This is a genomic window from Chelatococcus sp. CO-6 (assembly GCF_001271345.1).
Taxonomy (GTDB): Bacteria; Pseudomonadota; Alphaproteobacteria; order Rhizobiales; family Beijerinckiaceae; genus Chelatococcus_A; species Chelatococcus_A caeni.
This window is the reverse complement of sequence record NZ_CP012399.1, coordinates 714,516-726,736: the sequence shown is the minus strand read 5'-3', so window position 1 is coordinate 726,736 and position 12,221 is coordinate 714,516. Positions and strand designations below refer to the sequence as shown.

The 12,221-nt window shown below is 69.3% G+C and carries 13 protein-coding genes; 11 read left to right on the top strand and 2 right to left on the bottom strand.

The window, feature by feature from the left end; genetic code table 11:
• Nucleotide 1 precedes the first annotated feature (1 nt).
• The 7 genes from AL346_RS23855 (at nt 2) to cobF (ending at nt 8,157) form a co-directional block, all read left to right on the top strand.
• Complete coding sequence (locus AL346_RS23855; RefSeq protein ID WP_019402041.1) at nt 2-1,072, top strand: 3-carboxy-cis,cis-muconate cycloisomerase; 1,071 nt, start codon at nt 2-4, stop codon at nt 1,070-1,072.
• Between the two features lie 46 nt (nt 1,073-1,118).
• Nucleotides 1,119-2,564, top strand: a complete 1,446-nt coding sequence (locus tag AL346_RS23850; RefSeq protein WP_053194213.1) for an aldehyde dehydrogenase — start codon at nt 1,119-1,121, stop codon at nt 2,562-2,564.
• A 101-nt stretch (nt 2,565-2,665) separates the two neighbouring features.
• Nucleotides 2,666-3,709 carry a TRAP transporter substrate-binding protein gene (locus AL346_RS23845; protein WP_019400282.1) on the top strand — a complete coding sequence of 348 codons (1,044 nt, stop codon included), beginning with the start codon at nt 2,666-2,668 and terminating at the stop codon, nt 3,707-3,709.
• Nucleotides 3,709-4,215, top strand: a complete 507-nt coding sequence (locus tag AL346_RS23840) for a TRAP transporter small permease (RefSeq protein WP_019400281.1) — start codon at nt 3,709-3,711, stop codon at nt 4,213-4,215. The genes AL346_RS23845 and AL346_RS23840 overlap by 1 nt, the downstream gene beginning before the upstream one ends.
• 4 nt (nt 4,216-4,219) lie before the next feature.
• Entirely contained in the window at nt 4,220-5,578 is a 1,359-nt protein-coding gene (locus tag AL346_RS23835; RefSeq protein ID WP_019400280.1) for a TRAP transporter large permease, read from the top strand.
• Between the two features lie 3 nt (nt 5,579-5,581).
• On the top strand, nt 5,582-7,276 hold the full coding sequence (locus AL346_RS23830) for a thiamine pyrophosphate-requiring protein (RefSeq protein ID WP_019400279.1): 1,695 nt from the start codon (nt 5,582-5,584) through the stop codon (nt 7,274-7,276).
• Nucleotides 7,277-7,401: 125 nt separating this feature from the next.
• Nucleotides 7,402-8,157, top strand: a complete 756-nt coding sequence (gene cobF / locus AL346_RS23825) for a precorrin-6A synthase (deacetylating) (protein WP_019400278.1) — start codon at nt 7,402-7,404, stop codon at nt 8,155-8,157.
• Nucleotides 8,158-8,182: 25 nt separating this feature from the next.
• Here the strand turns inward: cobF and AL346_RS23820 are convergent, their stop codons facing one another.
• Nucleotides 8,183-8,614: an OsmC family protein gene (locus AL346_RS23820; RefSeq protein ID WP_019400277.1), complete on the bottom strand. Its 432-nt coding sequence runs from the start codon at nt 8,612-8,614 to the stop codon at nt 8,183-8,185.
• Between the two features lie 244 nt (nt 8,615-8,858).
• Here AL346_RS23820 and AL346_RS23815 point away from each other — a divergent pair, with 244 nt between their 5' ends.
• The 4 genes from AL346_RS23815 to AL346_RS23800 are packed head-to-tail and all read left to right on the top strand — an operon-like array spanning nt 8,859 to nt 11,123.
• The gene (locus tag AL346_RS23815; RefSeq protein WP_245258828.1) at nt 8,859-9,278 is read left to right on the top strand and encodes a VOC family protein; all 420 of its coding nucleotides are present in this window, start codon (nt 8,859-8,861) and stop codon (nt 9,276-9,278) included.
• A gap of 40 nt (nt 9,279-9,318) precedes the next feature.
• Nucleotides 9,319-9,723, top strand: a complete 405-nt coding sequence (locus tag AL346_RS23810) for a VOC family protein (RefSeq protein WP_019400275.1) — start codon at nt 9,319-9,321, stop codon at nt 9,721-9,723.
• A 10-nt stretch (nt 9,724-9,733) separates the two neighbouring features.
• Nucleotides 9,734-10,660 (top strand): VOC family protein, encoded by a 927-nt coding sequence (locus tag AL346_RS23805; RefSeq protein ID WP_019400274.1) that lies wholly within the window; start codon nt 9,734-9,736, stop codon nt 10,658-10,660.
• Between the two features lie 19 nt (nt 10,661-10,679).
• Nucleotides 10,680-11,123, top strand: a complete 444-nt coding sequence (locus tag AL346_RS23800) for a hypothetical protein (protein ID WP_019400273.1) — start codon at nt 10,680-10,682, stop codon at nt 11,121-11,123.
• 87 nt (nt 11,124-11,210) lie between these two features.
• On the opposite strand, the gene AL346_RS23795 is transcribed toward AL346_RS23800, so the two are convergent.
• On the bottom strand, nt 11,211-12,215 hold the full coding sequence (locus AL346_RS23795) for a succinylglutamate desuccinylase/aspartoacylase family protein (protein ID WP_019400272.1): 1,005 nt from the start codon (nt 12,213-12,215) through the stop codon (nt 11,211-11,213).
• Nucleotides 12,216-12,221 lie beyond the last annotated feature (6 nt).

Sequence of the window (12,221 nt, the reverse complement as noted above, 5' to 3'; positions counted from 1 at the left end):
CATGAGCGCTTCGCCCTTCGACCATCCGTTTCTCTCCGGCCTCCTCGGCGATGAGGAGACGAGGGGGCTCATGGGGCTGGAGGCGGAGCTTGCGGCGATGCTGCGCTTCGAGGCTGCGCTGGCGCGGGCCGAGGCCGAGGAGGGCGTCGTTCCCGCAGCCGCCGCGGCGGCGATCGAGGATTTGTGTGGCGCCTTCCGCCCCGACATGGCGGCGCTCAACCTGGGGGCGGCGCGCGACGGCGTCGTCGTGCCGGATCTCGTGCGCCAGCTACGCGCCGGCCTCGCGGAGCCGCACAGGGCGCATCTGCATTTCGGCGCCACCAGCCAGGATGTCGTCGACACCGCTCTCGTGCTGCGCCTGAAGGAGCTCGCAGCCAGGTTCGACGCACGGCTGACAGAGCTCGACACGGCGCTCGCCTGGCTGGAGCGGGATTTCGGCGGCAAGGCGCTGATGGGCCGCACGCGCATGCAGGACGCCCTGCCGATCACGGCGGGCGACCGCATCGCCGCATGGCGGCAGCCGCTCGCGCGCCACCGCGCCCGGCTCGCCGAACTGGCGCCGCGGCTGTTCGTCCTGCAGTTCGGCGGCGCCGTCGGCACCCTCGACAAGCTGGGTGATCAAGGGCCGGCTGTCGCGCGGCGCCTTGCCGGGCTGCTCGATCTCGCCGCGCCCCAGCGCCCCTGGCACACCGCGCGCGACGGCATCGTCGAGTTCGGCGGCTGGCTCGCCCTCGTCACCGGCAGCCTCGGCAAGATGGGGCAGGACATCGCGCTCATGGCGCAGAATGCCCTCGGCGACATTCGCCTCGCGGGCGGCGGCGGCTCGTCCGCCATGCCGCACAAGGAAAATCCCGTCGGCGCCGAGGTTCTCGTCGCGCTCGCGCGCTACAACGCCGCCCTCGCGGGGGCTCTCTCGGGCGCGATGGTGCACGAGCAGGAGCGCTCCGGCGCCGCCTGGACGCTCGAATGGCTCGTGCTGCCGCAGATGCTCGCGGCAACCGGGGCCGCGCTCGCGACAGCGGGGCGGCTCGTCGGGCAGATCCGCTCCATCGGGGCGCAAGAAGACGGCTAGCCGGCCGGCATGGCGGCCGGCGGGAAGGAACGAACGGGGACTTGCGATGGACATTTCTTTGCTGATCGACGGCGAGGCCTGCGGGGCGGCGAGCGGGGCGACCTTCGAGCGCCGCGATCCCGTCACCGGCGCGGTCGCGACGCGCGCGCCCGCCGCCCGCAAGGAGGATGCCGTCGCTGCCGTCGCGGCGGCCGAGCGCGCCTTTGCCGCATGGTCGCAGACCGGCCCCGCCGAGCGGCGGGCGTTGCTCGCCAAGGCAGCCGACGCGATGGAGGCGCGCGCCGCGGACTTCACGCGCGCCATGATGGAGGAGACGGGCGCGACGGCCGGCTGGTCCGGCTTCAACGTGCATCTCGCCGCCGGCATGCTGCGGGAGGCGGCGGCGATGACGACGCAGGTCGCCGGCGAGGTGATCCCCGCCAACAAGCCCGGCACGCTCGCCATGGCGGTGCGCCAGCCGCGCGGCGTCTGCCTCGGCATCGCGCCGTGGAATGCGCCGGTCATTCTCGGCACGCGCGCCGTCGCCATGGCGCTCGCCTGCGGCAACACGGTGGTCCTCAAGGCCTCCGAGATGTGCCCGGCGACGCACCGGCTCATCGGCGAGGTCTTCGCCGACGCCGGCTTCCCCAAGGGCGTCGTCAATGTCGTCACCAATGCGCCCGACGATGCGGCCGAGGTGGTCGCGGCGCTCATCGCCCATCCCGCGGTGCGGCACGTCAACTTCACCGGCTCGACCAAGATCGGCAAGGTCATCGCCCGGCTCGCGGCCGAGGAGCTGAAGCCCGTCCTGCTCGAGCTCGGCGGCAAGGCGCCGCTCGTCGTCTTGGACGATGCTGACATCGACGCCGCGGTCAACGCGGCGATCTTCGGCGCCTTCATGCACCAGGGCCAGATCTGCATGTCGACTGAGCGCATCATCGTCGACAAGAGCATCGCGGATGTCTTCGTCGAGAAGTTCGCGGCACGGGCCGCGGCGCTGCCGGCGGGCGATCCGCGCGGGCAGGTGGTCATCGGCTCGCTCGTCAGCCGCGAGGCGGCGGAGAAGATGGACGCGCTCATCGCCGATGCCGTCGCCAAGGGCGCCAAAGTTGTCGCCGGCGGCAGGCGCGAGGGCACCATCGTCGCAGCGACCGTGCTCGACAACGTGACGCGCGAGATGCGCGTCTATGGCGAAGAATCCTTCGGCCCCGTCAAGCCGGTCATCCGCGTCGACGGCGAGGAGGAGGCCGTGCGGGTGGCGAACGACACGGAATACGGCCTGTCCTCAGCCGTCTTCAGCCGCGACATCCGGCGGGCGCTCAAGGTGGCCGGGCGCATCCAGTCCGGCATCTGCCATATCAACGGGCCGACGGTGGCGGACGAGCCGCAGATGCCCTTCGGCGGCGTCAAGGCGAGCGGCTACGGCCGCTTCGGCGGCCATGCGGCGATCGCGGAGTTCACGGACCTGCGCTGGGTGACCATCGAAGATCCCGGCCAGCACTATCCCTTCTGAACGGGGAGAGCTTTCACGAGAACCGGGGCGGCGAGAACAACAACAACGGGCCGCTCCACCCGGCCTCCCACAGGGTGGGGGCCAGATCAGGGGAGGAACAGATGAAACGGAACTGGATCGGTCAGGCAGTCCTCGGCCTTGCGCTCGCAGGCCTTGCGGCGACGGGTGCGGCCGCGCAGGAATTCACCTTCAAGCTGCACCATTTCCTCGGCCAGCAGGCGCCGGCGCAGACGGACATGCTGGAGCCGTGGGCGCGGCAGGTGGAGCAGAACTCCGGCGGGCGGGTGAAGATCGAGATCTTCCCCAACATGACGCTGGGCGGGCGCCCGCCCGAGCTCATCCAGCAGGCGCGTGACGGCGTCGTCGACCTCGTCTGGACGTTGAACGGCTACACGCCGGGTCTCTTCCCGCGCACCGAGGTGTTCGAGCTGCCCTTCGTTTTCGTCAACGATCCGAAGGCGGCGAACCTCGCCATGCGCGAGATGTTCGAGAGCGACCTCAAGGAGGAGTACAAGGGCGTCGAGGTGATGTTCCTGCATGCCCATGCGGGTCAGGCCATCCAGACGCGCGACAAGCTGGTGCGCCAGCCGTCGGACCTCAAGGGCCTCAAGATGCGCATCCCGACGCGCACCGGCGCCTGGGTCATCGAGGCGCTCGGCGCCGCCCCGGCGGCGATGCCGGTGCCGGAGCTGCCGCAGGCGCTGCAGAAGGGCGTCGTCGACGGCGCCTTCATTCCGTGGGAGATCATCCCGGCGCTGAAGATCCAGGACCAGACCAAGTACCAGATCGAGGGCCATGACCAGACGCGCTTCGGCACCAGCATCTTCCAGGTGTCGATGAACAAGGCGCGCTGGGACGCCTTGCCGCCGGAGATCCAGAAGGCCTTCCGTGACGCCTCGGACGAGGCCTGGCTCGCCAAGGCCGGGGACACGTGGCGTGCGATCGACGAGCGCGGCATCAAGGTCGCCGTCGCCGCCGGCAACGAGCACATCACGCTGACGCCCGAGGAGACCAACGCCTTCCAGGCCGCGCTCGAGCCCGTGGTCTACCGCTGGATCGGCGAGGTGAAGGGCCAGGGCATCGATGGCGAGGCGCTCGTCAAGAAGGCACGCGAGCTCATCGCCAAGCACGGCGGCAGCAACTGATGTCCATGCAGGTCAAGGAGGAGGGGGGCGGCCGCTTCGGCCCCCTCCACACCCTCATCACCGTCTGGGCGCTCGCCGGCGGCGCCCTCATCGCCCTCGTCGTGGTGGTCAACGTGCTGTCGGTCGCCGGCAGCGCCCTCTGGCGCCCCTTCCCGGGCGATTTCGAGATCACGGAGATGGGGGTCGCGGTTGCGGCCTCGATGTTCCTGCCCTATTGCCAGCTCAACCACTGCAACGTGACGGCCGACATCTTCACCGCCGGCCTGCCGCCGCGCTGGGTGGCGGCGCTCTCGGCGCTCGCTTCGCTCGTCGCGCTCGGCTTCAGCCTGCTGCTGCTGACCCGCATGTATGCCGGCATGCTGGACCAGAAGGCCTACAGCTACACCACCGCGATCCTGCAGCTGCCGCACTGGATGGCCTATGCGGTCTTCCTCGTCTCGCTGTTCCTCCTCGCCATTGCCGCGGTCATGACGTTCCTCGGGAACGTCCGGGACGCCAGGGCCTGACCGCATGACGCAACCGCTCCTCATCGGCCTTGCCGGCCTCGGCGTCCTCGTCTTCCTCATCGCGATCAGGATGCCCATCGCCTATGCCATGATCCTCGTCGGCGGCGTGGGCGTGACGCTCCTCAACGGCCCGGCGATCTTCATGAGCCAGCTGAAGACGCTCGCCTACGGCCAGTTCTCCGTCTACGACCTTTCGGTCGTGCCCATGTTCGTGCTGATGGGCGCGCTCGCGACGCGAGCGGGCCTCAGCCAGGACCTCTTCCGGGCGGCGAACGCATGGCTCGGCTGGCTGCGCGGCGGCACGGCCATGGCGGCGATCGCGGCCTGCGCCGGCTTCGGCTCCGTCTGCGGCTCCTCGCTCGCCACCGCCTCGACCATGGGGCGCGTCGCGCTGCCGGAGCTGGCGCGCTACCGCTATTCGGGGGCGCTCGCCACCGGCACGCTCGCCGCCGGCGGCGTGCTCGGCATCCTCATCCCGCCCTCCGTCGTCCTCGTCATCTATGCCGTCATCGTCGAGGCCAACATCGTCACGATGTTCATGGCCGCCCTGCTGCCGGGCCTCATCGCCGTCGTCTTCTTCATCCTGACGATCGCGATCTACGTCCTCCTGCGGCCGGACGCCGGCCCCCGCGGCAGCGCCGGAGAGCGGGCCGAGTTCATCGCGGCGACGAAGGGCATCGTGCCCGTCCTCGTCATCTTCGGCCTCGTCATCGGCGGCATCTATGCCGGGCTCTACAATCCGACCCCGGCGGCTGCCGTGGGCGTCTTCCTCGTCGCCGTCTTCGGGATCTTCCGCGGCAAGCTCGACCGGGCGGGCGTGAAGGGATCGCTCCTCGAGACGGCCGGCACCACGGGCATGATCTACCTCATCCTGCTCGGTGCGGAGATGCTCAAGATCTTCATGTCGCGAGCCGGCGTGCCGCAGGCGACGGCGGAGTGGATGGCCCATTCCGGCCTCGCGCCGATGACCGTCCTCCTGCTCCTGCTGCTCGCCCTCGTCGTCCTCGGCTGCCTGATGGACAGCCTGTCGATGATCCTGCTCGTCATCCCGTTCTTCTGGCCGGTCCTCGTCGAGGTGAACGGCGGCCTCTACCAGACGGCGGATGTGGCCGGCTTCGGCATGAGCACCGAGGATCTCAAGATCTGGTTCGGCATCCTCGCCCTCATCGTCGTCGAACTCGGGCTCATCACGCCGCCCGTGGGCATGAACGTCTTCGTCATCTCCTCGATGGCGAAGGACACGCCGATGAGCGAGACCTTCAAGGGCGTCATGCCCTTCTTCGCGGCGGAGCTGGTGCGCGTCGCCCTGCTCGTCGCCTTCCCCATGATCACGCTCTGGCTGCCGAAAGTGCTGGGAGGCTAGACCATGGACACGATGACCGCCGGCGGCGCCATCTTCACGCGTCTCAAGGCGCTCGGCGTCGACTATGTCTTCGCCAATTCCGGCACCGATTTCCCGCCCGTGATCGAGGGGCTAGCCGAGGCGGCGGCGAAGGAGATCCCGCTGCCGCGCGCGCTCGTCATCCCGCACGAGCACGCGGCCATGGGCATGGCGCACGGCTATTACCTCATGAGCGGGCGCAGCCAGGCCGTGATGCTGCACACCAACGTCGGCCTGTCGAACGGCGCGACCGGCGCCATCAACGCGGCCTGCGAGCACGTGCCGATGCTGCTGATGTCCGGCCGCACGCCGGTGACGGAGGAGAAGCGCTTCGGCGCCCGCACGGTGCCTATCGCCTGGGGGCAGGAGATGCGCGACCAGACGGCCCTGGTGCGCGAGGCCTGCAAGTGGGACTACGAGCTCAAGTTCCCCGAGCAGGTCGGCGGCCTCCTTGATCGGGCCTGGGCCATCGCCAATTCGACGCCGAAGGGACCTGTCTATCTGTCGCTGCCGCGCGAGACCCTGTGCGAGGCGACGGCGCGAGAGGGGCTGGAGGGTCCGCCGAGCCTCAGCCCCGTTGCCGTCGCGCCCGATGCCGCGGCCCTGGCCGAGGCCGCGCGCCTCCTCGCAGGGGCCGAGCGGCCGCTCGTCATCGCCCAGCGCGGGGCGGGCGATGCGGCGAGCTTTACCGCCTTCGGCCGCTGGGCCGAGGCATGGGGTATCGCCGTCTGCTCCTGGTGGGCGACGCATCTCGCCATCTCCACGGAGCATCCCTGCCACGTCGGCGCCGATCCCGGCCCGTGGCTCGCGGAGGCCGACGTCGTCCTCGTGCTCGACTGCCTCGCCCCGTGGTGGCCGGACCGGCACGCGCTGCGCCCCGACACGCGGGTCATCCACATGGGGCCGGACCCGCTCTTCAGCCGCTTCCCGGTGCGCAACTTCCGCTGCGATGTCGCCGTCGCCGGCGAGAGCGCCGTGACGGTGCCGGCGCTCATCGATGCGATGGCCGGTCTTGCCCGCGACGAGGCGGCCATCGCTGCGAGGCGGGCCCGGCTCGCCGAGGCTTCCGAGGCAACGCGCCGGGCGGCGCGCGAGAAGGCGGCGGACGTGCGCCGCGGCATCACCAAGACCTATGTCAGCCTGTGTCTCGGCGAGGCGCTCGACGGGCTCGAGGCGAGCGTCTTCTCCGAGCTCGGCACCCAGCTCGGCACCCTCAAGCGGAGCGAATATCGCTCGTGGTTCCAGGAGCCGCATTCCGGCGGGCTCGGCTGGAGCTTTCCCTGCGCCCTCGGCGCCCAGCTGGCGGAGCCCGACCGGATTTGCGTCGCGACCATGGGCGACGGCTCCTACATGTTCGCCAACCCGACGGTCTGCCACCAGATCGCGGAGGCGCTCGCCCTGCCGGTGCTGGTGATCGTGCTCAACAACGAGGAATGGGGCGCCGTGCGCGCCTCCGTCGCCGGGCTCTATCCGGGCGGCCATGCGGCCCGGGCAAACGAGATGCCGCTGACGGCGCTGAAGCCGTCGCCCGACTTCACCCAGACCGCCGCCGCGAGCCGTGCCTGGAGCCGGCGCGTCACCGACCCGGCAGAGGTGCCCGCGGCCATTGCCGCGGCGCTCACCGTGATGCGCGAGGAACGGCGCCAGGCGCTCCTGGACATCCGGGTGCTGCCGGATTGAGCGGATTCCTCCTTTCCGGTATCCCTCCCGGAAAGGAACGCTGATGCGGAACGGGACCACATCGTCGGTTGCGGTGCCCGCATCCTCGACCCGTTCAACTCGTTCATCGGTGACGAAAGCCATTCATGCAGCGCAACATCCTCGTCATCGGCATCGGCGCCGGCAACCCGGAGCATATGACCGTTGAGGCCATCAAGGCGCTCAATCGGGCGGACGTGGTCTTCATTCCCGAGAAGGGCGCGGAGAAGGAGGAGCTCGCGGCTTTGCGGCGCGGGATCTGCGACCGCTTCATCGAGCGGGCGGGCGTGCGCCGCGTTTCCTTTGCTGTACCGCAGCGCGATGCTTCGGGCGGCTACCGCAGCGGCGTCGAGGACTGGCACGAGGCCATCGCCGGGATCTACGAGGCGCTCATCCGTGATGAGCTCAACGAGGCCCGCACCGGCGCCTTCCTCGTCTGGGGCGACCCGTCGCTCTACGACAGCACCCTGCGCATCCTCGAGCGGGTCGAAGCGCGGGGGGCATTGAGGCTCGCCGTCGAGGTTATCCCCGGCATCACCAGCATCCAGGCCCTCGCCGCGAGCCATCGCGTCGTCCTCAACGACATCGGCAAGCCTGTGACCATCACGACGGGCCGGCGCCTCGGCGAGGATTTCGACGGGGAGGGCACGACCGTCGTGATGCTCGACGGCGGCACTGCCTTCGCCGGGCTCGATCCCGACACGCGGATCTGGTGGGGCGCCTATCTCGGCACGCCGGACGAGATCGTCATTGCCGGCCGTCTCGGCGACGTCGGTGACGAGATCGCCCGCACCAAGCAGGCGGCGCGGGCGAGGAAGGGCTGGATCATGGACACCTATCTCCTGAAGAAGCAGGAGAGGTGAGGGGCGTTCGCCCCGTCATCCCGGATCAGCCTTCGAGGGATGCGTCGAGGGTGATCTCGGCCTTGAACAGCTTGGAGACGGGGCAGTTCGCCTTGGCCTTGGCGGCGAGCTCCTGGAACTTCGCGTCGTCCGCGCCCGGAATGCGGGCTTTCAGCGTCAGGTGCACGGCCGGAATGGAAAAGCCGCCGTCCGCCTGCTCCAGCGTGACCTTCGCCGTCGTCTCCATGCGCTCGGCCGTGAGGCCCGCCTCGCCTAGGATGAGCGACAGCGCCATGGTGAAGCAGCCCGCGTGGGCAGCGCCGATGAGCTCCTCCGGATTGGAGCCGGCCACCCCCTCGAAGCGGCTCGAAAAGCCGTAGGGGTAATCCTTCAGGGCGCCGCTCTGCGTGGAGAGGGCGCCGCGGCCGTCCTTGAGGCCTCCCGACCAGACAGCCGATCCCGTACGATTGATCTTCATGCCTCGCTCCTGTGCTGGATCCGAGCCGGATGGCCCAGGCCTCATGTTAGGCGCTCATTTCGGACAATTATCTGACGGGCACCCCGCGCTCCGGCTCTCGCGTTGACAATCTCGAGAAACGTTGATATCAACCTTTTTGTGCGAGGTTGCTCGGATGCGCCGGCAGGCGGCTGGCGAGAAGGCCCTGTCGCCGAAGCAGCGGCGCGGCCGCGGGCGGCTCTCTCTCCCCTTCCGGAGGCCAATCATGAGTGGAATGTGTCCCGTCGTCCATTTCGAAATGCCCTATGACGACCGTGAGCGCATGGCGGCGTTCTATCGCTCCGCCTTCAACTGGCAGAGCGAGATGCTGGGTCCCGAGATGGGCCATTACGTGCTTGCGTCGACGACGGAAACGGATCCCGAGACATGCGCGCCGGTCAAGCCCGGCATGATCAACGGCGGCTTCTATGGGCGCCACCCCGAATGGCCGGCGCAACATCCGTCCGTCGTCGTCGCCGTGGAGGACATCCGGGCGGCGATGCGCAAGGTGACGGAGGCGGGCGGGGAGGTGCTCGGCGAGCCGATGGCGATCCCCGGCGTCGGCGAATACGTCTCCTTCTACGATACGGAAGGAAACCGCGTCAGCATGCTCCAGCCCGAGCCGCGTGCCGGCCAGCCGGCCTGAGCCGGCTCGAAACGCCCTTCAATCCCGATCGGAGCCACCCATGGCCAACGCGATCTTCGTCAATATGGCGGTCTCGGACCTGAAGCGCTCGATGCGCTTCTTCGAGGCGCTCGGCTATTCCTTCAACCAGCGCTTCACTAACGACGAGGCGGCGGCGCTCGTCATCTCCGACACCATCTTCGCCATGCTGCACACGCCGGGCAGCCTGCGCCGCTTCACCAAGAAGGACATCGCGGATGCGACCCGCACGACCGAGGTGCTGCTGGCGTTGCAGCTCGACAGCAAGGAGGCCGTCAACGCCATGATGGACAAGGTGCTCGCGGCCGGCGGCAAGGAAGCGCGCGAGCCGGGCGATCACGGCTTCATGTTCGAGCGCAGCTTCGAGGATCCGGACGGCCACATCTGGGAGCTGTTCTGGATGGATCCGTCGGCGATGCCCGCCTGAGGAGGAGACGATGACCCACCATCCGCCCATCATTCCCTGCCTGTGGTTCGACCATCAGGGCGAGGAGGCGGCGGCGCTCTATGCGTCGCTCCTGCCCGATTCCGCCACGGGCACGGTCACGCGCTACGGCAAGGCCGGCCAGGAGGTGCACGGCCGCGAGGTAGGCTCGGTGATGACGGTGGAGTTCCGCCTTGCCGGGCGCGACTTCCTCGCTCTCAACGGCGGCCCGCTTTTCAAGTTCACGCCGGCCGTGTCGCTCTTCGTGCACTGCGGCTCAGAAGCCGATGTCGACAGGCTCTGGAACCGGCTTGCCGAGGGCGGCAACGTGCTGATGCCGCTCGATCGCTACGACTGGAGCGACAGATTTGGCTGGCTGAGCGACCGCTTCGGCCTGTCCTGGCAGATCATGCTCGACCGTTCGCCGCGCACCGCCATCGAGATCACGCCGTCGCTCCTGTTCACCGGGAATGTGGCCGGGAAGGCCGAGGAGGCGATGCGCGCCTATACGAGCCTCTTCCCCGCGGCCGAGATCGCGGATCTGCACCGCTACGGACCGGGCGAGAACGATCGCGAGGGCAACGTGAAATACGCGCGCTTCGCGCTGGCCGGCCAGAGCTTCAGCGCCATGGACAGCAGCATGCCGCACGGCTTCGGCTTCACCGAGGCCTTCTCCTTCCAGGTGCTGTGCGACAGCCAGCGCGAGGTCGACCATTACTGGGAGGGGCTCGGTGCGGGCGGCGACGCCACGGCGCAGGAATGCGGCTGGCTGAAGGACCGGTTCGGCCTTTCCTGGCAGATCGTGCCGGCCGTGTTGCCGAAGATGCTCTCCGGCCCCGACCGGGAAGGCGCCGAGAGGGTCATGGACGCCCTCTTGAAGATGAAGAAGCTCGACATCGCAGCGCTCGAAGCCGCTCACGCGGGCCGGGCCTCATCCTGACAGGCGAAAGGGAAAAGAGATGGTTTCGATATCTGCGACCGGCCGGCCGCCGCACTGGTACTGGCTGGTTGCCGGCCTTGCCCTCCTGTGGATGCTCTTCGGCGCCATGGCCTGGACCGTCGACCTGATGACCGACGAGGCCACCGTCGCCGGGATGAGCGAGGCGCAGCGCCAGCTCTACGCCGCGCGGCCACAGTGGCTCTTCGCCGTCTACGGCCTCGCCATCCTCAGCGGGCTTGCCGGCGCGCTCGGGCTCGTCCTGCGCAAAGGCTGGGCGGTGCCGGCTTTCGCGGTGTCGCTCGCCGCCATCGTCCTGCAGTTCGGCTACACCTTCCTCGTCATGGACGCGATCGGCCTTCTCGGCTTCGTGGCCTTGCCGTTTCCCCTGCTCATCTTCGCCATCGGCGTCTTCCTCCTATGGTTCGCCGCCGAGGCGAGGAAGCGCGGCTGGATCGCGCGGTGATGCAGCCGCACGAGAGGCCGGGCGGCTGAACGATGCCCGGCCTTCATGTCGTCGAGGCTGTCCAATGAGCGTCGAGACGGTCCTCGCTCAGCAGTCGTCCATCAGATTGAACAGGCAATCGCCGCGCGCCGTCAGGGTGGGGAAGCGCCGGCAGCTCACCATGCCGCTCGCGGGGAAGGTGAGCGTCACCGGTTCGCGCATGGGGCTGTCGGGGAAGAAGATGCGGCCCGCCTCCTGCCCGGCGGTGACGCGCGCGCCGACCGCAACGGAGGGCTGGAACAGCCCGCTCTCCGGGGCATAGACCGCCGCCGTGCGGCCGAGGGAGCGCATGAGCCGGGTGCCGCTCGGGCCGATTTCGGCCATGCCGGGCACGATGCCGTAACGGGCGAGGACGCGGCGCAGCCCGGTCTCGGCGACGGCAAGGCCTTCGGGCGACAATGTTGCGCCGCCGCCGAGCTCGGTCGTCAGCGCCGGGATCCCCCGCTCAGCCGCGCGTGCATAAAGCGTCGTCGCGCCGCCACCGCCGCTGCCGTCGGTCAGCACGCTGACCGGTGCGCCGAAGGCCTCGATCAGCTCCCTGACGTGGGCGGCATGCCCCGGCGTGCGGCCCGGATGGGCGAGGGCGAGCGGCAGATAGTCCAGCGAGCGCCCGCCGGAATGCAGGTCGATGACGGCATCGGCCATCGGGAAGAGGACGCTGTCGACGTAATGCGCGAGCATCTGCGTCGGCGAGCCGGCCGCCTGACCGGGGAAGAGGCGGTTGAGATTGCCGTCGTCGAGCGGCGACACCCGCCGTCCGGCCATGACGGCCGGGAAATTGAGCGCCGGCGCCACGATGACCCGGCCGTTGACGCGTTCCGCCGCCAGTTCCTGCACGAGGCGGATCAGCGCGATCTGGCCTTCGTATTCGTCGCCGTGGGTGCCGGCGGTCAGGAGCAGGGTGGGGCCCGTGCCGTTCCTGATCACGATGAGCGGGATCGGGATCCAGCCGTAGGCGGAAAGGTCCGAGGAGTGGGGCAGGCGCAGGTAGTCCACCTGCTTGCCGTCACGCTCGAAATCGACGGCGGACCAGATCATGCTCGGCTGCGACATGGCAGG

Bases quoted from the DNA above. Each gene is read 5' to 3' on its own strand.
- AL346_RS23855 (WP_019402041.1), top strand. From the start codon at position 2: ATGAGCGCTTCGCCCTTCGACCATCCGTTTCTCTCCGGCCTCCTCGGC.
- AL346_RS23835 (WP_019400280.1), top strand. From the start codon at position 4,220: ATGACGCAACCGCTCCTCATCGGCCTTGCCGGCCTCGGCGTCCTCGTC.
- AL346_RS23850 (WP_053194213.1), top strand. From the start codon at position 1,119: ATGGACATTTCTTTGCTGATCGACGGCGAGGCCTGCGGGGCGGCGAGC.
- AL346_RS23830 (WP_019400279.1), top strand. From the start codon at position 5,582: ATGGACACGATGACCGCCGGCGGCGCCATCTTCACGCGTCTCAAGGCG.
- AL346_RS23840 (WP_019400281.1), top strand. From the start codon at position 3,709: ATGTCCATGCAGGTCAAGGAGGAGGGGGGCGGCCGCTTCGGCCCCCTC.
- AL346_RS23800 (WP_019400273.1), top strand. From the start codon at position 10,680: ATGGTTTCGATATCTGCGACCGGCCGGCCGCCGCACTGGTACTGGCTG.
- AL346_RS23805 (WP_019400274.1), top strand. From the start codon at position 9,734: ATGACCCACCATCCGCCCATCATTCCCTGCCTGTGGTTCGACCATCAG.
- AL346_RS23795 (WP_019400272.1), bottom strand. From the start codon at position 12,215: ATGTCGCAGCCGAGCATGATCTGGTCCGCCGTCGATTTCGAGCGTGAC.
- AL346_RS23815 (WP_245258828.1), top strand. From the start codon at position 8,859: ATGAGTGGAATGTGTCCCGTCGTCCATTTCGAAATGCCCTATGACGAC.
- cobF (WP_019400278.1), top strand. From the start codon at position 7,402: ATGCAGCGCAACATCCTCGTCATCGGCATCGGCGCCGGCAACCCGGAG.
- AL346_RS23820 (WP_019400277.1), bottom strand. From the start codon at position 8,614: ATGAAGATCAATCGTACGGGATCGGCTGTCTGGTCGGGAGGCCTCAAG.
- AL346_RS23845 (WP_019400282.1), top strand. From the start codon at position 2,666: ATGAAACGGAACTGGATCGGTCAGGCAGTCCTCGGCCTTGCGCTCGCA.
- AL346_RS23810 (WP_019400275.1), top strand. From the start codon at position 9,319: ATGGCCAACGCGATCTTCGTCAATATGGCGGTCTCGGACCTGAAGCGC.